Source organism: Sulfurimonas sp. (genome assembly GCF_029027405.1).
Taxonomy (GTDB): domain Bacteria; phylum Campylobacterota; class Campylobacteria; order Campylobacterales; family Sulfurimonadaceae; genus Sulfurimonas.
On record NZ_CP093396.1, the window covers coordinates 1,433,805 to 1,457,293 of the forward strand.

The following is a 23,489-nucleotide window of genomic DNA, read 5'->3' on the forward strand; positions in this document are numbered from 1 at the left end:
GTATCGTTAAAGAAAGTTTAACGCAGTGCCCAAAGGGCATAGCAAAAGATGAATCTTTTAAATGTTGCCCTTCGGGTGAAAAGATAAGTCATAATCTACTTCGTTGAAAATCCTTGAAGCTACTAGTAGCTCCTTCGGACTTTCGCCTTGTATCTCATAACTTATCTTTTCATTGAGTATGAAGTTATTTATGGTCTGTAACTTAAAAGGTCGCTTTATGAGATATTTATTGCTTTTTATTGTTCCAATTTTTCTATTTGGAGAAACTACTTTTATTACGCCATTAGAGTATGCCTCTCAGTTATATAAAAATCCAAGAGGTATAGGCTGTCATCACTGTCATGGAGATAAAGGTGAAGGAAAAGTAATAGCAAGATACATAGAAGAAGGAGTAGAAAAAGAATTTTCAGGACCTGCTATAAATGAGCTTAATTTCAATATATTTTATAATGCCTTAAATAAACGAAAAAATGGAATGCCAAGATATTTTTTAACAAAAAAAGAACTTCAAGCCTTATATCTTTACTTACAAGAAAATAAAGGTAAAAAAAATGTTAAGTAATATACTCGAACTTTATAACAATAGGGACATAAAAGCTCTTGATGAATTGGCTATACCAACTTTTAGAGTTTTAAATACTATGAGTAATTTTTCTAGCGTAATTATAGTTAATTGTAATGATATAAAGCAGTTAAATAACATAGAATCTATAGAAGCAAAATGTATAATGTTAGATTTAACAAACACAAAACAAGAAGAGGACAGACATCTTGCTTTATTATTTTGTGCTACATACCTTTGTAGTCATAGAGAATATGATAAAAAACTTATAATTCAAGTGAATTCTTTAAATAGTGGAGGATATGAAGAGATAACATACTTAAACCAGTTTATGCCAGATGCTATTGTCGTTTCAAATATAAATAATTCAAAAGAAGTTAAAAATGTTCTTGCTCTTTTACATGAAGATGTAGAGTTGCATCTATGTATTCAAACATCAGAATCTTGGCATAATTTAGCAACTCTTAGATGTGAACCTAGAGTAAGCACTTTTTATCTTGGTATTTTAAGCTTACTTGATGATATGAAGTTAGATATTTCAATAATAAACTTAGATAACCCTACAATGAGATATATGCTTTCTCATTTTTTAGTTACTTGTAAAGCTATGGGAGCTAAGCCTGTTTCTTTTCTTTGTAAGAACTCAAGTCAAGAGAATTCTTGGTTGGAATTTGAAAAAAATATGGGTTATGATTCTAAGTTATTTTCCAATAGCGTTGTCTAAAATAGCAATAGCCTCATAATAACTATAATAGTCAATTACTAAAGATGATTTAGCATCTATATAACCTTGTCTAGATTGTTGAAGTTCAATATAGTCAGATAAACCATACTCATATCTCTGTTGTGCCTGTCCAAACTTTTCTTTAGAAACTTCTAAAAGATTTTGAGATAACTCAACTGAATCTTTCATTTTATGCACATTAATATAAGCCTGTGTAGTGTCTTTTTTAACAGATAGTTTTATTTTTTGAAGTTGTAATTTTGATATATTAATTTGAATTTTTTTCTCTTGAGTATATGCAGAAGTTGCTCCACCTTGGTAGATATTCCAATCTAAATTTAACATTGCATTCCATTGTTCTTCAGGAATAAAGTTTTTTAGTTTATCAACTTCTTGCTTTGTGTAATCAGCATTAAAGTACAATTGCGGATAATATTTAGATGAAGCAATTTCACTAGATGCCATAGCTGAGTTTATATTAGAAAGATTTTTTTTTAATTCATATCTATTTTTATATGCAAAATTTATGGAGTCTATAAGTGTCAAGTTGTAGTCTGTTAAAGACTCATAAATTGTTTCTAAAGTTAATTCTTTAGAATAAACTTCATATTTTTTATCGACCTCAATAAAACCTACGACTTCATCAAGGTCAGCGTATGAAAGTTTTAAATTATAAAGACTTTTTTTCAAATCTAAGTTAGATTTTATTAGTTCAACTTTAGCATCTGATACATCAATTTTTGTTCGTATTCCAGCTTCAAAATATTTTTTTGAACGATAAAGTTGAATTTCATTGAGCTTCACATTTTCTTTATGTACATTGATGAGTGCGATTGATTGTAACACTTGATAATAAGCTGTTTTAACATCTCTTTTTTTATCAGATATTATTTGTTCATTTGAGTATAGATAAGACTCAGAATCGTACTTAAAACTATCCACATTGCCACCCGTTTGACCAAAATCATAAATGATTTGTTTTAAAGTCAATTTTCCTAGAAGGAGGGTATCATTACTCATACTGGTTTGACCAGCATTTATATGTAAATCTATTTTAGGTAAGTAGCCAGAAAATGCATTGTCATATCTACTTTTAGAAGCTTCGTATTTAGAAGAACCTATATGTAAATCAGGAGAATTTTTAAGTGCCTCTAAAACTAGCTTATCAACATTATATATATCTTTAGCATCTATACTTAGAGCTAGTAAAATTATTAGTAATAGTTTATTCATTATATAGATTCCCTTCTTTTTATTTCATCTTCAACGCTAACAAATTTTTCTCTCATTGTTTCAAGGAGGACATAAAGAACTGGTACAAAAAGAGTTGAGATAAAAGTCGCAGCAATCATACCAAACATTAAAACTATACCGATAGATTGTTGGGTTATAGCTCCTGCTCCTGTTGCAAAAGCAAGAGGAAATATACCAAAAAGGAAAGATAAAATTGTCATCATAATAGCACGAAATCTTAGACTACCTGCATTTATAGCAGCTTCAATTATTCCTACTCCTGCTTCGCGTTGCTCTTTCGCAAATTCAACTATTAAAATTGCATTTTTAGCTGCGAGGGCGACAAGCAAGACGAGTCCAACTTGAGCAAATGTATTTAGTGGTAAACCTGACCAATGAAGTCCAGCAATAGCACCTGCCACAACCATAGGAACAGAAAATAAAATCATTAGCGGCAGTATCCAAGATTCATATTGAGCTGAAAGAACTAGAAAAACTACAAGGAGTACGAAAAATACTACATATATTTGGGCATTGCCTGCAAGTGTTTCTTGATAACTCATACCAGCCCAAGAGTAACCATAAGCTGTTGGTAGTATTCTTTTAGATATTTCATCCATAGCAGCCATTGCATCACCAGAACTATAACCAGGAGCTGCTGCACCATTTATTTGAATACTTCTATACATATTGAAGTGAGTAAGGTTTTGTGGACCTATCGTCTCTTTAACTTTGAGTAAAGCACCTAGTGGTATCATCTTATCTGCTCTATTTTTAACAAAAAGCTTGTTTATATCTTCTTTAGAGCTTCTAAACTCTTTATCTGCTTGAACAAAAACTCTGAAAACTTTACCAAATTTTGTAAAATCATTTACATAAATAGAACCTAAATAGGCCTGCATAGTAGTAAATAAGTCACTCATATCTACTCCAAGAGCATTTGCTTTTTCTCGGTTTATTTCAATATCATACATAGGGTAATTTGTAGCAAAGGTTGTAAATGCATAAGCAATTCTAGGATCAGCAAAAGCTTCTTTTATCATCTCATTTGCAAAGTGCTCAAATGTATTTAAATCACCAGATAGATAGTCTTGGAGTCTAAAGTCAAATCCACCAACATTACCAACCCCAGGAATTCCAGGAAGGTTAAATGCTGCTACATTTGCTTCACTTACAGAAGCTGTTTTTTGTTGAATTTGCCTAATGATTCCAAAGGCACTATTTTGTTTTGTTGTTCTTTCTTTCCAATCTTTTAAAGAAACGAACATTGCAAGAGCTGAGCCATCTATTGAAGATGTAATAATATTATACCCTTCAATACTTACTATGTTTTCAACACCGTCAATAGAGTAGATGATATCTTCTACTTCTTTTCTTATTTTTGTTGTTTGAGCAATAGAAGTACCAGGTTTTCCATTAACAGATACCATCAACATACCTTTGTCTTCTGAAGGAACAAAGCCTGTAGGTGTAATCAAAAAGAGATAGTACATAAGATAAAAAATTCCACCCATTACGAGTATCATAAAGTATCTAATTTTTATTAGCATAGTTATTGCTATTTTATACTTGGCTGTAAGTGCATTGAAAAATGTATCAAATGCTCTAAACATGATAAACTTTCTCTCTCCTTTTTTACGCCTTTTAATAATAATCGAACTAATTGCAGGTGAAAGAGTAAGTGCATTTAAAGATGATACTAAAACTGCGAAGGCAATAGTTAGAGCAAATTGTTGATAAAGAGCACCCGTAATACCTGGTAATAAAGAAACGGGGATAAAAACAGCCACTAAAACAAGAGTAGTTGAGATAATTGGTCCAATGAGCTCTATCATAGCTTTTTTTACAACTTGAGCCATTGTCAATTCTGGTTCTTTATACATGATGACTTCAACATTTTCAACAACTAGAATGGCATCATCCACAACAATACCTATGGCTAAAATAAGTCCAAAAAGTGTTAAAAAATTGATACTAAATCCACCTGCAATTTGCATTGCGGCAAAAGCACCAATGAGAGAAACGGGGATAGTTGCTGCAGCAATAACAGTAGGTCGCCATGAACCTAGAAATATAAAGATTATTATAATAACAAGAGCTATTGCCATAAAAAGATTGTTTACAACATTATCGATGGCAACCTCAACATATTTTGTTGTATCATAAGGAACGGCATAGGTTACACCATCAGGAAAACGACTTTGAAGTTTTTGCATAGTCTCTTCAACTTTTTTTCTAATATCAAGAGCGTTGGCTTCGCCAAGTTGAAAAACACCAATTAAGCCAGTTGGTTTTTTAGCACTTATTGCGTTCCAGTCATAAAATTCACTACCAAGTTCTACACGAGAAACATCACTAAGATATACTAAAGAACCATCTTCCTTATACTTAAGTACAATCTTTTCAAACTCTTTAACATCAGTAAGTCTTCCCTGTGTAGATAAAATAAACTCTTGTTTTTGGTTATCAAAAGTAGGTGTTCCACCAATTTTACCAATAGATGCTTGCTTATTTTGACTTTTAATAGCAGAAATTACTTCCATAGGAGTCATATTTAGAGCTTTTAGTTTATCTGGGTTTAGCCAAATACGAATAGAGTATTTTTTCTCACCCATGTTTTCAGCTTTACCAACACCTGGGATTCTTTTAATCTCATCAAGTATATTAATGTTTACAAAGTTTGAAAGGAAACTTCCATCATATCTTTCATCTCCACTAATAGCGATCAGACAAACTATAGAAGGTGATTTTTTATCTACTATAACTCCTTGTGCTGTTACTTCTGTAGGAAGAGAAGCTGTGGCAGTTGAAACCTTATTTTGAACATCAACAGCACCAATATCGATGTCATAACCAGGTTCAAAATAAACATTTATACTCGAACTACCATTTGCAGCCGATGAAGACTCCATATAGATTACGCCTTTGATACCATTTAGTTTATCTTCTAAAACACGAGTAACAGTATCTTCAACAACATAAGCATTCGCTCCAGTATATGTAGCACTTACATTTACAGTAGGAGGAGCTACATCAGGGTACTCTGATATAGGAAGAACAAGCATTGAAACAAGTCCACCAGTTATTATGATAAGAGCAATAACTATTGCAAGTATAGGTCTTTTTATAAAAGTTACAGAAAACATTTATTTAGTTACCTTCTGGAATAAGATTATATTTTTCTAAAACTGCTTTGATACCTTGCGTTGAACTAACATCAGTTGTTTTTACTTTACGACCACTTTTTAGCTTAACAAGAGCAGACACTATAACTTTATCGCCATCTTTAAGACCACTGTGAACACTGACATAGTATTTACTTGAATAATCAGTAGTTATATCAATTCTTTTAATAGTTGTATTTTCATCTGTAATATAAACATAGCTTCCAAGTTGATCGTTAAAAACAACTTCTGGTGGAATCATTAGAAATTCGTATTTATCATTTATAAACATATTTATATAAACAAAAGTTCCAGGTAGAACTCTTCCTTTTGTATTTTTAATTGTTGCACGCATTGTTATAGTAGAAGTTAATGGATCAACTATATTGTTTGAAAAATCTATATACCCGTTAAGTCTACTTTTCTCTATACTTCCAGCAACTTCAATAAAAGCATTTGACTTATCTTTATTTCTGTATTTTTGGAACATTCTTACATCTCTTTGTGAAGGAGAAAAATATGCATATATTGGATCGGTGTTCACTATAGTTGTAAGAAGAGTTGATTCTCCTTGACCAACAAGGTTCCCAACATCTACGCGTCTTGCACTTGCATATCCACTGATTGGGGCAGTTATAATCGTGTAACTAAGTTCTATTTTAGCTTTATTTATTTGGGCAAGATCACCAGCAATAACCGCTCTTAGACCAGCTTGTTGTGCCTGATACTGTTCTAGTGTAGCACGAGGAGCTAGACCTTCATCAACTAATGGTTGATATCTATTAACATCTGCTGTAGCTAACGCTAAAGAAGCTTCATCTTGTTTTTTTTTTGCTTTTGCTGCATTTAAAGAAGCTATATATTCGTTTTGTTGAATTTTAAAAAGTTTTTGTCCTTTAGTGACATATTGACCATCTTTGAAGTATATCTCTTGAAGTACTCCAGCTACTCTAGCTCTTACATCTTGATCACTACTAGCCTTTGTCATACCAGTGTATTGCTTCCATATAGGAATAGCTTCTTTTTTAACAGTAATAGTATTTACTGCAAGTAGTGGCATCTCTTTTTTTTCTACAACTTGTTTTTCATCAGAACAGGCAGTAAAAAAAAGAAGAGATGAAAGGACTAAAGAAGAGAAAGTTTTAATGTGCATTTAATTGCCTTAATATATTTTTTAGATTATATCTGAATATATTTAAACTTTTTTTGTTGAAACCATTTTTAAACCAACTATGCTTACAACAATAAGACTAATATATCCATGCCGTATTCAATTGATATTTTGTATCATTTTTTGCTAAAATTTTACTTTAATAAAGAAAATAGTAAAATAAAACCGCTATAATTTATTATTTATAATTAAAAGGTGTTCTATATGCAAAAATTATTATTCTATTCACTCTTATATGTCTTTTCATACTCACAACTTTCAAGTAGTGTAGTAGATTTGAATTTAACCTTGCAAGAGAAAGAATTTGTAGCAAAAAAGCAAGTGATAAAATATGTCTTTGATCATGATTGGGCTCCTTTTGAATGGGAGGATGGCATTGGTAACCATGTTGGAATAATTTCTGACATCTTAAAGCTTATTGAAATAAAAAGTGGTTTGAGATTTCAAGCAACTCACTCAACATCTTGGGTAGAAGCTCTTGAAAAAATAAAAAATTTAGATGCGAATATGGTAAGCGGACTTGCAAGAAATAAAGTACGAAATGAGTATCTAAATTTCACTAAAAATACTCTATTTTCAATACCTTATGTTTTTTTAAGTAGAAATAACGATTATTTTCCAGATGGTTTTAACTCTTTAAATAAAGGTAGGTTGGCATTTGTTAAAGGCTATGCAATTGAAGAATTTCTTATAGACGAATATCCAAATTTAAAATATGAAACAGTAGCTAATATTAAAGAAGGTTTTTTAAAGCTAATGGATAAAAAGATAGATGTACTTTTACTAAACCTAGCTAGTGCTCAATATGAAATGAAAGTAAACGGTAACAATAAACTAGGTATTAGCTATAAAACTAAATATGTTTTACCCTTACGAATTGGTATAACTAAAGCATATCCAAAAGAAGCTTTGCAGATAATTGATAAAACATTAGAAACTATTTCAAAAGAGAAAGTCCATAAAATATATAAAAAATATTCTAACTCACATAATAAATATATTTTGACATTAAGTAAAGAAGAGTTTTTATGGATACAAGAGAATCCTATTGTTAAGTTTGTTGGTGATCCCAATTGGCTTCCTTTTGAAGCTTTTAATGAAGATGGAAAATATATTGGTATTGTAGCCGAGTATCTTAGGGAAATTGAAAATCTTACAAACATAAAATTTAAAATAATTAAAACTTCTACTTGGGAAGAGTCTGTAGCTTTGATGAGAGAAAAAAAAGTGGAGATTATTTCAGCGGCTGTAGCACCATGTAAGCATAAATCATTCTCTTTTACTCAAGATTATCTTGAAGATCATATTGTTATTGTTATGAAAAAAAACTCTAGCTATGTAGATAATCTTTCAATCATAAAAGATAAAAAAATTGCTGTTATTAAAGAGTATGGATACATTCCAAAAATACAAAAAGCATATCCAAATATAAAATTCATAGAAGTTGACAATATAAATATGGGTTTAGAAGAGGTTTCCAAAGGGCGTGCTGATGCTCTTCTTTGTACTATGTCTTTAGCCTCTTATTATATCTCTAAGAATGGCTATGTAAATCTACGCATCGTAGGAAAAACTGAATTTTCCACCAATATAGGATATGGAGTTCAGCCTGAACTAAAGCTGTTGATAGGTATACTTAACAAAGCTATAGCTATTTTGGAAAAGGGTAAAAAACAGGAAATATTAAAAAAATGGACAGTTCAAAAGTATATAGAGAAGGTTGATTATACTTTGGTTTGGCAGATTTTTAGTATTGCAGTGATTTTACTGAGCCTATTTTTATACTGGAATAGAGAGATGAGAAAGGAGATTGCTCGTAGAATTGTAGCTGAAGAAAATCAGTATCGAATGCTAGTGCAACAAGCAAAAATGGCGGCAATGGGAGAAATAATTGATTCTGTTGCCCATCAATGGAAGCAACCTTTAAATGCTATTTCTATGCTTAGTGAACTTTTAGAGATTGATTTTGAAAATAAAATGGTTGATGAAAAATATATGAAAGAGTACAGAGGGCAAATTGATACTCAGATAGAGCATCTCCTTTTAACATTAAGTGAGTTTAGAAATTTTTTTAGACCGAGCAATAATAAAAGTGTTTTTGATGCTACACAAGCATTGGAATCAATACTTGTTTTAGTGAAAGACGACTTTTTAAAAAATACTATAGAGGTTAGAATACAAAATGATACTGAGTTTGAGTTTAGGATTGAAGGTGTTGAAAATGAGTTTAAGCATATAATTTTAAATATCATAAACAATGCCAAAGATGCTTTTAATGAAAATAATATTCAAAATAGGACTATAACAATTAGACTCTTTATGAGAGAGAGGTTTAAATGTATAGAAATAAGTGACAATGCAGGTGGAATTCCTGAGTATATTATTGAGGATATTTTCAAAGCAAATGTAACTAGTAAAGATAAGGGAACAGGTATTGGTCTTTATATGAGTCAGCAGATAGCTAAGAAAATGAATGCAAAACTTAGTGTAAAAAACAGAGGCGATGGAGCTGTATTTATTTTGGAAATTTAAAAAATTAATACCTTGCCAAGTTATAATATACAACATATTTAATTAATGTTTTTTCTTTTGGTCTAGGGTATCTACTATATGCATAACTAATAGTTTCTTTTGTCGTATCGTCAAGTATATAATATCCGCTTTTCTCTAAGAATTTAAAGTCACTCATATCTCCATTTGGATGCAGATAAAATTCTATTACATTGCTTCTATTTACATTCATGCTTCTTGAAAGATTTACTCCAGCAACGCGAGTAAGAACTTGCTGGGTTATTCTTCTCATTATTTCTTGATTATCAATGATGTATGCTTGTTGTCCTTGAGTTAATTTTCCAAATTCTTCTCCATAAAGTTCTTTTACATTTTGGCTAACACTACTGCCTGTGTGTGTTTTAGTCTCTTTTTTAATTTCTTCTTCGCTTGATTTATCTTCATACATCCAAGATAATGCATTTTTAGATTTTTTTTCTTCTTTTTTTGGAGGCTTCTTTTTACTTGCATTCTTATCTAGCAGTGGAATATATGGTTTATTTGAAGGTATTAGTTCTACTTTTGGCTTTGGCTTTGGTTTAGGATTTAACCTTGGTTTTTTAGGTTTAGCTTTTGGTTTTAATTTAATAAGTGGTTTTTTGATGATTTTTTTAAGTTGAGAGCCTTTTGGCATCGGTGGTGCTATCTCAGGTGGTTTGACCTTTTTCTTAGTCATGACTGATTTTTTATCTGTTTTTGGCATCTCTCTTAAAGAGATTTTTATCTTTTTTTCTGGTGGTTTTATTGTTTTTTTGATTTCACTTGAAAAATTATTAAGCAGCAAAAAAAAGACTATAAAGAGAAGATGAATAAGCAGTGCTACAAATAAAGCAAAAGAAGATCTATTCAAAGTATTCCTAATTATTTTTGATATAATAACAAAAAAATAATTAAGGTCATATATATGAGTACAGAAATATCATTAAAAGCATTTAAGCAAGCTCAAGAACTAATCCCTGGCGGGGTAAACTCTCCAGTTAGAGCATTTTCAAGTGTTGGTGGAACACCACTTTTTATAAGTGAAGGGAATGGAGCTTATTTAACAGATGTAGATGGAAATAAATATGTTGATTTTGTACAAAGTTGGGGACCACTTATTTTTGGACACAGAGATGAAGCTATAGAGTCAGCTGTCATAAATGCTGTGAAACGAGGACTTAGTTTTGGTGCTCCAACACAAGCTGAAACAGACTTAGCATCTCTAGTAGTTTCTATGTTTGACTCTATTGACAAAATAAGATTTGTAAGTAGTGGAACAGAGGCTGTTATGAGTGCTATTCGTCTTGCTCGTGGATTTACAGGTCGTGATGATATCGTTAAGTTTACAGGTTGTTATCATGGTCATAGCGATTGTCTTTTAGTAGAAGCTGGAAGTGGTGCTGTAACTTTTGGAAATCCTTCAAGTCCAGGAGTTCCAGCGGACTTTACAAAACACACATTACTTGCAACCTACAATGACATAGAGAGTGTAAAAAAATGCTTTGAGGATTCTAGCGATATAGCTTGTATCATTATTGAGCCTATTGCAGGAAATATGGGTTTAGTTCCAGCAGATAAAGAGTTTTTGCGTGAATTAAAGTCCATTTGTCAAGCAAATGGAGCTTTATTAATATTTGATGAAGTTATGAGTGGTTTTAGAGCTTCTATAAATGGTGCTGAGTCTATTACTGGAACTAAGCCTGACATAGTTACTCTTGGTAAAGTTATCGGTGGCGGAATGCCTGTTGGTGCTTTTGGCGGACGAGCGGAGATAATGGCAAAACTTTCTCCTGAGGGGCCAGTTTATCAAGCAGGAACACTTAGTGGAAATCCAGTTGCTATGGCAGCAGGACTTGCAGCCTTAACTAAACTAAAGAAAAATGCACAAGTTTTAAGTGTTTTAAATGCAAGAGCAACCCGTTTAGTTCAAGGTATGCAAGCTGAAGCTAGGACATGTGGTATAACTATGCAAATAGATACAAGAGGAAGTATGTTTGGCTTTTTCTTTAATGATAATCCTGTAAAAAACTTCGCAGATGCTTGTAATTCAGATGCTAAAATATTTGCATCTTTTCATTCACAGATGCTCAAAGAGGGCTTTTACTTTGCTTGCTCACTTTATGAAACAGGTTTTATCTCAACTGCTACAACTGATGAAATGATAGAAGATACAATAAAAGCGAGTACAAGAGTCTTTAAGGCAATATCAAATGCCTAAGAAGACGCAAGCAGAAACTAAAGATAATGAATTAGGTGAAAAACCAGAAAGAAAACCCAGAATAAAACCAATCATTGAAGCCGCTGATAGCCTTTCTTTAGGCATTTCAATGGTAGTGGCAGTTGTTATGGGTGTCGGTATTGGAATCTTGCTTAAAAACATAACAGGAATTCCTTGGCTTTTTTGGATAGGGGTGAGCATAGGAATAGCGGCGGCAGTTTTAAATGTTTACAAGGCTTACTCTAAACAACATAAAGTAATGCAAGACTTAGCTAAAGAACCGCGATATGCGATAAAAAAACAACTTGATGAAGATGATGACGAGGACTATGGTGAAAAAAGTTATTAAACTTATTGCTATATCTGAAGTAATTATTTTAGCAACTTACTTTATATCTTTTAGTTTTTACATGAATGTGCAAATTTCATTTTTGAGTAGTTTATTTATCATTATTGGCTCTTCGTTTGCATATAGAAGATTAGTAAACACTCAAGTGTCATCAGATATGGTAGAAGAAAAAAGAGATTTATTAGATGAGATAGAAGACCCTTACGAACTTTATGATGACAAGGTGAATGATGAAGTCAGAGAGGGTACCCCAATAAATAATGCTCCAGCTGAAGAGTTAGACTTAAAAGCTATAGTAAAAGAAGAAAGAAAGAAGATTAAAACTTTAAGCGTTGCAAGTATGAAGCAAGGTTTAAAAGGTGGTGCTTCACTATTTAGACTTGTACCTTATCTGTTTTTAGTTTTAGGATTTATCGCACTTAAAAATAATGAACTTTTAGATATTGTCGTTTATCTTCCATCTCTACTTTTTGGCATAATTGTAGGCTCCATTAGCTCAAAAGAGATTTTTTCCTAAGAAGTTATCATCGGTATATTTATAGTTATCTTTTTTTGTATGTCAACATAAAAGTTAGTGTTTGCTACTAAAACTTCAAGCTCATTACTTTTTGCTTTATTGATATTGTCTGCTTTTATCTCTACTGAAAATATACTATATTTCTTTTTATCGAACTTAATATGTTCACCAACTCTATAAAATATTTTTGTACAAATAGTTTCATTTTCTTTAAAACAAAAATAGACTTTATTTAATAATTTAATAAAACTGTTTATGTCTATGATTATTTCTGGTATCGTTGGGTCAAAGTCTTTTAAATATTTTGTAGTTGAACTTATAGAGTTTGTCGAGATGCATAAATCTACTAGTGTATAAATATTTGTCAATTCTCCACTAGGTTTTGGCTTATTGAGTTTAAATGATGGAACTTGATATAATTTTATACCTATCTCATCCTCATTTTCATAACCAATAGTTAATGCAAAAAATTTATATCTACCAAATTCTAATTCTAAAAAAGTTGTTTTAAAGCCAAAAGTTACATTGGCATAAGTAGTTGCAAGTTCAAAAAGTTCATGTGCAGATGCTGAACCTAAAAGAAATTGAGCTTCAGAGTTAAGAGATAAAACTTTACCTTTTGAGCTAAAAAGTACGAAAGGGTTATAATCGTACTCCAGCCATTGTTGCTCAAAGGTCATAATCTTTACTCTTCTATATAACTTTTAAGTTTTCTGCCAACTTTAGGGTGTTTTAGTTTTTTGATAGCGCTTGATTCTATTTGACGAACGCGTTCTCGAGTAACACTAAGTTCTTTTCCAATCTCTTCAAGCGTTCTATCACTCTCATCATCCATAATTCCAAAACGAAGTTTAATAACAGCTTTCTCTCTTTCATTTAACTGTTCTAGTACATTTTCTATTTGAACTCTTAGGTCATCTTTAAGTATAGAATCTGCAGGAGAAATTGAAGATTTATCTTCTATAAAGTCACCAAATCTACCATCATCTTCGTTACCTATCGGTGCTTCAAGAGAGATAGGCTCTTTTGTTATTTTGATAACATTTTTAACTTTTTCAACGGATAAGCCAACTTCATCAGCAATTTTATCTACATCTGGCTCTTTACCATGCTCTTGAAGGTGCTTGCGCATTATTTTATTGATTCGGTTAATAGTTTCTATCATATGAATTGGAATACGAATAGTTCTTGCTTGATCAGCGATAGCACGAGATATTGCTTGACGAATCCACCATGTAGCATAAGTTGAAAATTTGTACCCTTTTTGATACTCAAATTTATCAACTGCTTTCATTAGTCCAATATTTCCTTCTTGTATAAGGTCAAGGAATGGTAATCCACGGTTTGTATATCTTTTTGCAATAGAAACAACTAGTCTAAGGTTAGATTTTGCCATTTTAGTTTTAGAAATTTCACTAATATTTTTTCCGCGTTTTATTTGCTCTAAAATATCTGAAAGTTTATCAGGTTCCATATCAAAACTATTTTTACTTGCCTCTTTTGTTTGAACAAGTTTCTTTATTTCCATATAAGTACTTACCATTGTCGCTTCTGGAACCATTCCTGCAATATTTTCTTTATTAAGTTCTTGGATTTTATCTACCAATACTTTGTGATTAGCTTTTAGGGTAGCATTAAAAAGTGGTAGTTTGTATTCTAATCTTTTTAACTCTTTGTCAAAACCATCATCACTCTTAAGAGCAGTTTCCATAGCTTTTACAAGTTCGTTAATAAGTTTTGATGTTGGTCCTAGGTCTAAAAGTTTATTTTTTAAAACTGATTTTTTAAATATCAAATTTAAGAAGTAATGAACGGTCTCTTGTGTTACTTCTATATCAATGTTATTTGGAGCTTTTTCAGATACTTTTGCCCACTCTTTTTTGGCTTTCTCTAATGCTTTAAAACAAAAAGTTACTTTTTCTACTCTACTTTTGTCTTTTGCAGTTAAAGTTTTAATCTCACTTTGAGCATCTGTTGAAGCTTCTGCTCCATCTGTATCATCACTATCTTCTTTTTCATCTTCAAAGCTTTTAAATAGTTCTTTTACTCTTCTTTCTCTGTTGATTAAAGGGTCTCTGTAATCTAAGATAAATTTGATTAAGTATGGAACAGAGCAAATAGCATCTATGATTATACTTTCTCCACCCTCAATTTTTTTACTTATTTCAATCTCTTCTTCTTTTGTTAAAAGTGGAATTTGTCCCATCTCGCGAAGGTACATACGAACAGGAGAGTCTGAGCGTGACCACTCTAGTAATTCATGTTCTTTTAAGATATCAAATTTATCAGACTCATTATTGATAAGCATCTTTCTTTGTGCATCTTGTCGCGCTTTAGCTTCTTTATCATTTAGTTTTTTTGCATGTTCACTTGAAGTATAAAGGCAGGTTTTATGTTTTGTCATTAAATTAAATATATTTTTGGCTTGTGCAGTAGTTGGTTGTTTTTCAAAAAGTTCTATTAGTGATTCATAAGTTGCACAATCTTTTGATTTGTGCTCACTAAAAAATAGGTCAATGGCTTTGTTTAATTCTTTTGCTGTCATTTTAAAGAAGGTCCTTAGTTAAGGTTTTTTGGTTTAAGTTAAATTAAAGAGTGGATTATACCGAAACTATATCAATTTAGACTTAAACTATATTAATTAAATTTTGGAACATTGTTTGCTAGATTATTAAAAAATATTGCTAATTAAAGGGATTTTATGCAAAGTGGATATTATAGTGCTGCTGCTGGAATGGTTACTCAGTTTAACCGTTTAGACACCATAGCTAATAATCTTGCCAATGTTAATACGGTTGGTTTCAAAGAAGATAATTTAGTTGTTGGCGATTTTATGCGTATATATAAAGAGGCAAGAGATAAATTGCCAAATGAAAATCACAGCGAAAAAGCTGCTGCTTTCTTAAATAGAACAATAACAAAAGCACCACAGGTCGTAGATGCTTATACAAACCACTCTGTTGGTAATATGCAACTCACAGATAATCTAATGGATTTCGCACTTTCAAGGGAAGGACTATTCTTTTTGGTAAAAACTCCTCACGGTGTTAGGCTTACAAGAGATGGTTCTTTTACAAAAGATGAGGACGGACTACTTGTGACAAAACAAGGTTATGAAGTTTTACCAAGTGATTATTTTGAAGCAGGTAGAAACATAACATTTAACTCAGATGAAAATATTATAGAGGTTGATAAAAATGGTCAACTTTATAAAAATATTCCAAACAGTGTAAATTTAGTTGAAGCATCTAAGCTCTTTATTGCAAATCCTGATAATGTTGCATTTTTGAAAAAAGAAGCGGATGGTCTTTATCGTTACGATGGACTAGATGATTTAGTAAGTTTGGAAGAGACAGGAGCTGTCTTACAAGGCTTTACTGAAAAGAGTAATGTAAATGCTGTAAAGATGATGACACAGATGATAGAAACAAATCGCTTAGTTGAGATGTACCAAAAAGCTATGAAAGTACAAATGGACGATATGAATAGCGACGCAATTAACAAAATAGCAAGAAAAGCATAAGGATTTTAAGATGATGCAATCACTTTATACTGCCTCAACAGGAATGTTAGCGATGCAGACACAAATAGACACAACAGCAAATAATATTGCCAATGTAAACACAATAGGGTTTAAAAAATCTCGTGCAGAATTTTCTGACTTGATGTATAAGGTTATGTCTTATGCAGGAACTGCAACAAGTGATGTTACAAAAAGTCCTACTGGTATAGAAGTTGGACTTGGTGTTAGACCAACAGCAATTAATAAAATATTTTCAGAAGGAAGTCTGAAGCAAACTGACAATCAACTAGATATCGCCATAACAGGTAAAGGGTTTTTTAAACTTGAACTTCCAGATGGAACAGAAGTTTATACAAGAAATGGTGCTTTTAAGATAGATGATAACGGAACAATGGTAAACAGTGATGGATATACTCTTGTTCCTCAAATTGTAATACCTGAAGATGCAACAAATGTTAGTATAGCAACTGACGGAACGGTTACAGTAATTCAACCAGGGCAAACTCAAGCAGCAGTTGTTGGACAAATTTTAACAACAAACTACATAAATCCAGCAGGACTTCACTCCCTTGGAGATAACATATATATAGAAACAGACTCTTCTGGTCAACCAGTTGAGGGAACTCCAGGAGTAGATGGATTAGGAATCCTTAGACAAGGCTTTGTTGAGCTTAGTAATGTTGAACTAGTTGTTGAATTAACTGATCTTATAACAGGACAGCGTGCTTATGATTCTAACTCTAAAGTTATAACAACAAGTGATGAAATGCTGCAAACTACAAACAATCTCAAGAGATAACATCTTTATTTAGTTGAATTTATTACTCTTAGTAATTATATATGTCTTTTTATGATAGAATTAAACCTTTTAAAAACTAAAAAATTCAAATATGATGCAAAAAGGGGTTGTTATGTCTGTAAAAATGAAAATCATTATTTTGATTATTATTACAATAATTGCTGTGTCAGCTGCTATGATAATACAGGCTGTGTACAACATAAATGCTATGACAGAAGATAATATAGCTAAATATAAAAAGGAAGCTTATTCCTCTAAAGAGAATGAGCTTAAAAATTATGTTAGTGTCGCTATAAAATCTATTGAGTCTTATCATAAGAGGACAGCAAAAGATAAAATAAAAAAAGAAGTTGAAAATGAGTTAAAAGAACAAACTGACTTTTTATTTGGAATAATTAAAAAAGCATACAAGCAAAACAAAGACAAAATGTCAAAAGAACAACTTCAAAAATATCTAAAGTCTATAGTAGCATCTGCTAGGTATGGGGAAAGTGGATACTTTTGGATAAATGATACAACTCCTACAATGATAATGCATCCGATAAAACCAGCACTTAACGGAAAGGAACTTTCTAAATTTAAAGACCCTCATGGTATTTTTCTTTTTAACAATATGGTAAAGGCTGTAAAATCAAGCGGAGCAGGTGTTGTTGATTATCACTGGGCAAAACCAGGCTTTGAAAAACCACAACCAAAAGTTTCGTATGTGAAAAAATTTAAACCTTACGGATGGATTATTGGTACTGGTGCTTATGTTTCAGATGTTACATCTAATATGAAAAAAGAAGCTTTAAAAACTATAGCTGAAATGCGTTTTGGGAAAAACGGATATTTTTGGATAAATGATACAACTCCTAAAATGCTTATGCATCCAATAAAACCAGCGTTAGATGGAAAAAATCTTTCAAAAGCTAAAGATTCTAATGGTGTTTATCTTTTTAATGAGATGGTTAGAGTTGCTAAAACAAAAGGTGAAGGAATGGTTGAGTACAGTTGGGCAAAACCAGGTTCAAACAAGCCTGTTCCTAAAATGTCTTATGTTATTTTGTTTAAGCAATGGGATTGGATTGTTGGTACTGGAGAATATATAGATAATATTGAAGCTCAAGTGCAAGAAATGCGTGTAAGCTCAAATGAACAGATAGCTGCTTTGACAATAAAAACAATTATTACTTCTTTTATTTTAGCAATATTTATTGGTTTAATATCAAGTTATGTGGCGAATAAAGCTATTATAGGACCAATCAGAAGCATACTTGGTATTACACAAGATTTAGCAAGAGGTGAGGGTGATTTAACAAAAAGAATCATTATTGATAGCACAGATGAGATTAAAGATGTTGCAGATAATATAAATGAGTTTATTTGCAAAGTTCATAGCAGTGTAGATGGAGCTAAAAAATCAAGTTTTGAGAATTCATCTGTATCGAATGAACTATCTGTAACCGCTCTTGAAGTTGGTTCAAATGTTGAAAAATCTGTAAAGATTGTTGATACAACAACTGCGAATGCTTCGCAAGCACAGGAGCAGATTAAGTTAGCTATAGAAGACGCGCTAAGTTCAAAACAAGAAATGTTAGTAGCTAATGATATGTTAAATGGAGCGAGAGATGAAATCATTGTTCTAACATCAAAAGTTCAAATAAGCGTTGAATCTGAAGCAGAACTTGCTATGAAAATAGAAGAACTTTCTCATGATACAGAACAAGTAAAAGATGTTCTTGTTGTTATCTCTGATATTGCAGAACAAACTAATTTGCTTGCTTTAAATGCAGCTATTGAGGCTGCTAGAGCAGGAGAACATGGTCGTGGATTTGCTGTTGTTGCAGATGAAGTACGAAAACTAGCGGAGAGAACTCAAAAATCATTAGCAGAAATAAATGCAACAATAAATGTTATTGTTCAATCAACTGCATCTGCGAGTGATGAAATGAGTTCAAATTCTAAGCAAATGGAAGAGTTATCCATTATTTCAATAGAGGTTGAGGCTAAAATAGAATCGACTACTGAGTTGGTTCAAAAAGCCACTCAAGCGAGTGATAAAGTTGTTGAAGATTTTGAACTTACTGGAAATCAATTAAATGATATAGTTGAAGGAATCAAAGAAATCAACTCCATATCTTCCCAAAATTCAAGAAGCGTTGAAGAAATAGCAAGTGCGGCTGAACATCTAAATAGCTTAACGGATGAACTATCTACTAAGCTAGAGCAGTTTAAAACATAAAGAGTATGAGATGATGATATAACATAGTCTCAATGTAACTAGAGCGGTTCTTAAACTTAACTAACATGTAAGCCTTTGATAATACTTATTGTTTTGTTATGACGCTCTTTTCTTTGCTGTAAAAAATCATGTTTTTCTTCATTTATATTTTTAAATTCTTCTACTAACCTATCATAATTTTTATTTAAAAAAGTATTGTTTGTATTCATCATATTTTGAAGTTCGTAAAGATGAAAACTTATGTTAAGCCTTTCTTTTATCTCGTCAAGTTTAGGTTGATATAAAGAAAATTTTGTAGGGTTTTGCTCATAAAGTTTTATAGACTGCTCAACTTTCTTTTCTAAGAAGCCAACACATACTCCAGTAGCATTTTGATAGTTAAAACTAACAGCAGAGCTTAAATGATTAAACTCTGAGCTTATTTTTGCATAAGAAGAGTGTATCTCATCACTATAAGGCTTCAAGATGTTCTCGTAAGCCTTAGAAGCAAATTTACGGATATTTGCAAACTCTATATCTGAATCAACTTGCTTAGATTTTCTGATAAACTCATATGGATTTTGCCATCTTCTTATTTTCTTTTTAAGCATCTCATATACAAGAGCATTGTTTTCATTAACTTCATCTTGAATTTCTTTTAAGTTTCTAACATATTTTTTAAACATCTTTCCTACAATATCATCATCATAAAAAAGGTGTTTATATATTGCGTCCGAGGCAATCTTAGATACTTTGTACTCAACAGGTTCAAAAACTGTTTTACTCTTTAATAAACCTACTTTCTGCTCGGCATATCTAGTTCTAGTTACTTGTTCTATGTGATTATAAATATCATTGGCGATAGTATCTATAATTTCTTCTATTCTACTATAAGCATCTTTTAGCTTTTTTGTAAACCTATTTTTAAGTTCAGCAAATTTCTTATCTGCTTCTTCTTCAAATTCATTAAGCTCACCATCGAGTTCATTGTATATTTTTAAAAACAATTTATGCTGTTTTATAAGGTCTGAGCAAATAATATTTATATCTTTTTTAATTGCAAAATCTTTTGAACTGTTTGCAAGTGGTCTAATATTTTCATCTATAAACTTTAAAACAAGCTCTATATTTGATTCTTTTAATAAATTTATATTACTACTTAAATCGCTACTTAAAATATCTTCTATTTTTTGCTGATATGCTTTATATTCTTTCTCAATATCAATAGTAGTAGAAGATTTTAAACTATTTGAAAGTGATTTTAAAAATTCTTCTAGTTCCTCTTGTGTTTGTATTTTTTTATCATGTGTTCTTGATTCAAGTGCTTGTATAGCTGAAATAGGAATAACATCACTAAAATATTCTGCAAAGTTTTTTTTAACATAATCAACACTTTGTTTTACTTGGCTAGGCTCAAACTTATCTTTTTGATTTAAGACACAAAGTGATTTTCCTTGGTACTCATTTAGATACTGCTCTAAAACCTTGGCTTCACTAAGCTTACCTGCATTGTCTATGAGAGAGAGCCAAATAATACCATCTACTTCTTTTAATACTTTTTGGGTTGTAGTTGTGTCTGTTATGGCTTGAGAATTTAATCCAGGAGTATCAACGAAGACTATATCCTTTAAAAGCTCCAGAGGAACATAAAGAGTTAAATACTCTATTTCCTCTACAACTTCACGCTGGTCTGTAAATTTTGATATATTTTCAACACTTTGATATTCGTCTCTTCCATCTTTATATCTTATACGTATTTTTAGCTCATCCGCATAGCGTATGTAATTCACTTTTGATGTTACTGGTGTTATTCCTGTTGGAAGTATATTTTTTGATAAAAGAGCATTTAAGAAAGTTGATTTACCGCTTGAGAATTGCCCTGTTATCGCAACTTTCATAGGCTCCTTAGCTCTTATTTCTAGTTTTAGTAAAGCATCTCGTAACTCTTTACTTGGTGACATTTTTTCATCAAGCATAGCGTAGCTTGTTTTTTGAATAAGACCAAGAAGGTTTTCATCAAATTCCGGAACAATGTCTATAAACTTCTCTTTGTATGAGGTAATAAATAAGTCTAATTTGCTCATGATATTTTTCCAAGATGATTTAAATCATTTTTCACTTTTTGAATAAGCATTATTTTTTGCTCAATACTTGATAACCTTGTAGAAGTGTCAAATGATTTATCCTGTACTCTGTGTTTTGCTTTTATAATATTGTCTTCTTTTGTATTCATCTCAAATTCTATTTTTTTAACAGGTTCTTTGCATGTTGATTCAAATTGATTTACTAAATCAATATTTATTTTTTCTGTTTTATTGTTAAACTTTGCATATAGCTCATCAAACGCTTGAGTAAAGAAATCTTCACATTGTTTATCTAAAGCTTCTATTTCTTTTTTAGAAGATGACTTTATTGCAGAATTTACTTTCTGTATTAAGATTAAGTTGCTGTTTACTAGGTTTAAATCTCCAAAGTGCTTTTCAAAAAAATATTTTGCATCTCCAGTATTACTATCCGCCTCTTTAAAACCTTCAAAATTTCTTTGTATTTTTTCAAAAGAATTTTGCATCTTTTTTTGAAACTGGTATCTATAATCTCTAAGCAAATCAATAAAGCCATCTTTTATACCTGTCTCTATAATTGAAGAAATTCTACTTTCTTCAGGTTTTGTTTTATTTTTTCTCAATTCATAAGATACATCATCGGTAACTCTTCTTTTAACAATGTTTTGCAAAGTTGTCATTTTATTTTTAGATATATTTTTAAGTGTTGAAAAATAATTGATTAATTCACTTTTTGAATCGTCGATATCTTGATTTAGTTTTGTTATCTTTGTTTTAATTTCTACTATACTTTCTTGATGTTTGTTGTATTCATTCTCAATTTCACTAGCACTTTTACCAAGCAAGTCTCTTTCAATATTTAAAGCATTTAGTGAGCTATTAGCTATACCTAGAAGTTCTTTAGTATTTGATTCTATGACTAAGATAGCCTTTTGTGAGTTATCTCCAAAAAGTATATCATTTAAGTAACTTTCAATTTCTAAAATACCTGTTTTTTCAAGTGGATATCCGATTTTTGTAGCTTCTTCACCTTGACCTATGCGATGCATAAGTGCCATCTTCCCCGCAATAGGAATAAAGTCAATTTTATCTATGATTGAGTTAAACTGTGCTTCTTTGTTTAAACTTTTAAGTTTCGCTTTTATGCTCTGTTTTGTGTACTCTATAACTTCATCTAATTCTTTTTTACTTACTGTGTCAATTCTTGTTATAACGATTAGAAGTCTTGCGATGCTTTGGTAGAGTAGAGTATCAGTTATAAACTCTATATCTTTTTGCGTCGCTGATTGATTTACATTCATTAAGTGACACATCAAGTCACACTCATAAAGATAGCTTTTTGTTATCTCTTCTCTTTGGATTACAGGGTCATCTAATCCAGGAGTATCAACAATTTCCACTCCATTTTCAACGAATTTTAAATCAGTATAAAGTTCAACACTTTTAACTAAATTACATTTTTTATCTGAATGTTCGGCAGATGTGTAAGAGGGAAGTTCATCTATGCTTATCTCAGCACTAAAACCATTGTCTGTAATAAAGGTACTCAAATTATCCTTAAAGTGTTCCTTAGTTTCCTTTATGAAAGGTTTCATACTTTCAAGAGTAAGAGCACTCTTTTCTATATTTTTCCATTCGTTACTTGTCCAAAAGTTTACTTTTGCACTTGGTTTTTTTGCGTACTTTATAATACTTAAATTTGCTGTTTCAGGTATAACAGAAGTCCCCAATATCTCCTTGCCTAAAAGAGCATTTAAAAGTGTAGATTTACCAGCATTCATTACGCCTGTAATACCAATAGAGAATTTTTCGCTTCTTATCTTTTTTGGTATGATTGTTAATCGTTCATATAAATTTTCATCTTCAACACCATTTTTAAGATTATCTACAGCAGTACAAAGTGAGTTCAAAGCACTCTCAAAGAAGTTTGAACCACTTTTAGCTTTGACTATATGGATAGGTTGAATTTCTTCTTTTTTTGCTTCTATCAGAGTTAAAAGGCTTATTAGTCGTCTACTTATCTCATAGCCTATAATATTTTCTTTTCTTAGTCTGTCAAACCTTTGTTGTATCTCTTTATTTAGTTTTATATTGCCATTAGCATTTAAAAAAAAGAGAAGCTCTTTTTGAATATACTGAACTCTTTGCTTATCCCATTCATTTAGACCAACAAGAAACTTCATAGCTTCTCTAGCTTCGCTTATATCTGAAAAATTATCTATATTTGAGGGAGTAACGATAAGCAAGATGGAAGTATAATCACAAAAAGCTTCGTGATTAGATTTTAAAGTAGATGTTAAAAAAGTTTTAATATCTCCAAGACTTGAGAAAAGTTGTTTTGCATCTTCTTTCCAAGTAAGAAGAAAAAAATCATTTATTATATGCATGGACTCTCTTTTTAAAGGATGATAAATTCATATCATCCCTTATTTAA

General features: G+C 31.2%; 17 protein-coding genes. 9 read left to right on the top strand and 8 right to left on the bottom strand.

The features are described 5' to 3' along the window. The first annotated feature begins 217 nt into the window (after nt 1–217). Nucleotides 218–562, top strand: a complete 345-nt coding sequence (locus MOV42_RS06760) for a c-type cytochrome (protein ID WP_324170432.1) — start codon at nt 218–220, stop codon at nt 560–562. Then, on the top strand, nt 552–1,286 hold the full coding sequence (locus MOV42_RS06765; protein ID WP_324170433.1) for a CoA ester lyase: 735 nt from the start codon (nt 552–554) through the stop codon (nt 1,284–1,286). The genes MOV42_RS06760 and MOV42_RS06765 overlap by 11 nt, the downstream gene beginning before the upstream one ends. Here the strand turns inward: MOV42_RS06765 and MOV42_RS06770 are convergent. Genes MOV42_RS06770 through MOV42_RS06780 form a run of 3 tightly spaced genes read right to left on the bottom strand, consistent with a single transcriptional unit; the run spans nt 1,263 to nt 6,836 of the window. Further along, complete coding sequence (locus MOV42_RS06770) at nt 1,263–2,519, bottom strand: TolC family protein (RefSeq protein ID WP_324170434.1); 1,257 nt, start codon at nt 2,517–2,519, stop codon at nt 1,263–1,265. The genes MOV42_RS06765 and MOV42_RS06770 overlap by 24 nt on opposite strands. After that, a complete protein-coding gene (locus MOV42_RS06775; protein WP_324170435.1) occupies nt 2,519–5,665 on the bottom strand; it encodes an efflux RND transporter permease subunit in 3,147 nt (1,048 codons plus the stop codon). The genes MOV42_RS06770 and MOV42_RS06775 overlap by 1 nt, the downstream gene beginning before the upstream one ends. A gap of 4 nt (nt 5,666–5,669) precedes the next feature. Beyond that, nucleotides 5,670–6,836 carry an efflux RND transporter periplasmic adaptor subunit gene (locus MOV42_RS06780; RefSeq protein WP_324170436.1) on the bottom strand — a complete coding sequence of 389 codons (1,167 nt, stop codon included), beginning with the start codon at nt 6,834–6,836 and terminating at the stop codon, nt 5,670–5,672. A 222-nt stretch (nt 6,837–7,058) separates the two neighbouring features. Here MOV42_RS06780 and MOV42_RS06785 point away from each other — a divergent pair, with 222 nt between their 5' ends. Beyond that, on the top strand, nt 7,059–9,386 hold the full coding sequence (locus MOV42_RS06785) for a transporter substrate-binding domain-containing protein (protein WP_324170437.1): 2,328 nt from the start codon (nt 7,059–7,061) through the stop codon (nt 9,384–9,386). A 4-nt stretch (nt 9,387–9,390) separates the two neighbouring features. Here MOV42_RS06785 and MOV42_RS06790 read toward each other — a convergent pair whose 3' ends face one another. After that, the gene (locus MOV42_RS06790) at nt 9,391–10,254 is read right to left on the bottom strand and encodes a hypothetical protein (protein WP_324170438.1); all 864 of its coding nucleotides are present in this window, start codon (nt 10,252–10,254) and stop codon (nt 9,391–9,393) included. A gap of 54 nt (nt 10,255–10,308) precedes the next feature. On the opposite strand from MOV42_RS06790, the gene hemL reads away from it, so the two are divergent. Genes hemL through MOV42_RS06805 form a run of 3 tightly spaced genes read left to right on the top strand, consistent with a single transcriptional unit; the run spans nt 10,309 to nt 12,467 of the window. Beyond that, the gene (gene hemL / locus MOV42_RS06795) at nt 10,309–11,601 is read left to right on the top strand and encodes a glutamate-1-semialdehyde 2,1-aminomutase (protein ID WP_324170439.1); all 1,293 of its coding nucleotides are present in this window, start codon (nt 10,309–10,311) and stop codon (nt 11,599–11,601) included. After that, nucleotides 11,594–11,950 carry an AtpZ/AtpI family protein gene (locus tag MOV42_RS06800; protein ID WP_324170440.1) on the top strand — a complete coding sequence of 119 codons (357 nt, stop codon included), beginning with the start codon at nt 11,594–11,596 and terminating at the stop codon, nt 11,948–11,950. Before hemL ends, MOV42_RS06800 begins: the two co-directional genes overlap by 8 nt. Further along, nucleotides 11,931–12,467 (top strand): hypothetical protein, encoded by a 537-nt coding sequence (locus MOV42_RS06805; protein ID WP_416385451.1) that lies wholly within the window; start codon nt 11,931–11,933, stop codon nt 12,465–12,467. Before MOV42_RS06800 ends, MOV42_RS06805 begins: the two co-directional genes overlap by 20 nt. Here the strand turns inward: MOV42_RS06805 and MOV42_RS06810 are convergent. Together MOV42_RS06810 and rpoD are read right to left on the bottom strand one after the other, a co-directional pair. Further along, complete coding sequence (locus MOV42_RS06810; protein ID WP_324170442.1) at nt 12,464–13,147, bottom strand: hypothetical protein; 684 nt, start codon at nt 13,145–13,147, stop codon at nt 12,464–12,466. The two genes, MOV42_RS06805 and MOV42_RS06810, sit on opposite strands and share 4 nt — an antisense overlap. 5 nt (nt 13,148–13,152) lie before the next feature. Then, nucleotides 13,153–15,012 (bottom strand): RNA polymerase sigma factor RpoD, encoded by a 1,860-nt coding sequence (gene rpoD, locus MOV42_RS06815; RefSeq protein WP_324170443.1) that lies wholly within the window; start codon nt 15,010–15,012, stop codon nt 13,153–13,155. Between the two features lie 156 nt (nt 15,013–15,168). Here rpoD and MOV42_RS06820 point away from each other — a divergent pair, with 156 nt between their 5' ends. The 3 genes from MOV42_RS06820 to MOV42_RS06830 all read left to right on the top strand — a co-directional run bounded on the left by MOV42_RS06820 (nt 15,169) and on the right by MOV42_RS06830 (nt 19,013). Next, the gene (locus MOV42_RS06820; RefSeq protein WP_324170444.1) at nt 15,169–15,990 is read left to right on the top strand and encodes a flagellar hook-basal body protein; all 822 of its coding nucleotides are present in this window, start codon (nt 15,169–15,171) and stop codon (nt 15,988–15,990) included. A gap of 10 nt (nt 15,991–16,000) precedes the next feature. After that, nucleotides 16,001–16,789, top strand: a complete 789-nt coding sequence (gene flgG / locus MOV42_RS06825) for a flagellar basal-body rod protein FlgG (RefSeq protein ID WP_324170445.1) — start codon at nt 16,001–16,003, stop codon at nt 16,787–16,789. A gap of 112 nt (nt 16,790–16,901) precedes the next feature. Further along, nucleotides 16,902–19,013, top strand: coding sequence for a methyl-accepting chemotaxis protein (locus MOV42_RS06830; protein WP_324170446.1), 2,112 nt, complete (start codon nt 16,902–16,904; stop codon nt 19,011–19,013). Nucleotides 19,014–19,069: 56 nt separating this feature from the next. Here MOV42_RS06830 and MOV42_RS06835 read toward each other — a convergent pair whose 3' ends face one another. Further along, nucleotides 19,070–21,076 (bottom strand): dynamin family protein, encoded by a 2,007-nt coding sequence (locus tag MOV42_RS06835; RefSeq protein WP_324170447.1) that lies wholly within the window; start codon nt 21,074–21,076, stop codon nt 19,070–19,072. Beyond that, nucleotides 21,073–23,442: a dynamin family protein gene (locus MOV42_RS06840; RefSeq protein ID WP_324170448.1), complete on the bottom strand. Its 2,370-nt coding sequence runs from the start codon at nt 23,440–23,442 to the stop codon at nt 21,073–21,075. Before MOV42_RS06840 ends, MOV42_RS06835 begins: the two co-directional genes overlap by 4 nt. Between the last annotated feature and the right edge of the window lie 47 nt (nt 23,443–23,489).

What these genes read in the sequence shown, in the direction of transcription:
- MOV42_RS06820 (WP_324170444.1), top strand. Translation starts at nt 15,169, where the DNA reads ATGCAAAGTGGATATTATAGTGCTGCTGCTGGAATGGTTACTCAGTTT.
- rpoD (WP_324170443.1), bottom strand. Translation starts at nt 15,012, where the DNA reads ATGACAGCAAAAGAATTAAACAAAGCCATTGACCTATTTTTTAGTGAG.
- MOV42_RS06830 (WP_324170446.1), top strand. Translation starts at nt 16,902, where the DNA reads ATGTCTGTAAAAATGAAAATCATTATTTTGATTATTATTACAATAATT.
- MOV42_RS06805 (WP_416385451.1), top strand. Translation starts at nt 11,931, where the DNA reads ATGGTGAAAAAAGTTATTAAACTTATTGCTATATCTGAAGTAATTATT.
- MOV42_RS06840 (WP_324170448.1), bottom strand. Translation starts at nt 23,442, where the DNA reads ATGCATATAATAAATGATTTTTTTCTTCTTACTTGGAAAGAAGATGCA.
- MOV42_RS06765 (WP_324170433.1), top strand. Translation starts at nt 552, where the DNA reads ATGTTAAGTAATATACTCGAACTTTATAACAATAGGGACATAAAAGCT.
- MOV42_RS06780 (WP_324170436.1), bottom strand. Translation starts at nt 6,836, where the DNA reads ATGCACATTAAAACTTTCTCTTCTTTAGTCCTTTCATCTCTTCTTTTT.
- MOV42_RS06770 (WP_324170434.1), bottom strand. Translation starts at nt 2,519, where the DNA reads ATGAATAAACTATTACTAATAATTTTACTAGCTCTAAGTATAGATGCT.
- MOV42_RS06810 (WP_324170442.1), bottom strand. Translation starts at nt 13,147, where the DNA reads ATGACCTTTGAGCAACAATGGCTGGAGTACGATTATAACCCTTTCGTA.
- MOV42_RS06835 (WP_324170447.1), bottom strand. Translation starts at nt 21,076, where the DNA reads ATGAGCAAATTAGACTTATTTATTACCTCATACAAAGAGAAGTTTATA.
- MOV42_RS06775 (WP_324170435.1), bottom strand. Translation starts at nt 5,665, where the DNA reads ATGTTTTCTGTAACTTTTATAAAAAGACCTATACTTGCAATAGTTATT.
- hemL (WP_324170439.1), top strand. Translation starts at nt 10,309, where the DNA reads ATGAGTACAGAAATATCATTAAAAGCATTTAAGCAAGCTCAAGAACTA.
- flgG (WP_324170445.1), top strand. Translation starts at nt 16,001, where the DNA reads ATGATGCAATCACTTTATACTGCCTCAACAGGAATGTTAGCGATGCAG.
- MOV42_RS06760 (WP_324170432.1), top strand. Translation starts at nt 218, where the DNA reads ATGAGATATTTATTGCTTTTTATTGTTCCAATTTTTCTATTTGGAGAA.
- MOV42_RS06800 (WP_324170440.1), top strand. Translation starts at nt 11,594, where the DNA reads ATGCCTAAGAAGACGCAAGCAGAAACTAAAGATAATGAATTAGGTGAA.
- MOV42_RS06785 (WP_324170437.1), top strand. Translation starts at nt 7,059, where the DNA reads ATGCAAAAATTATTATTCTATTCACTCTTATATGTCTTTTCATACTCA.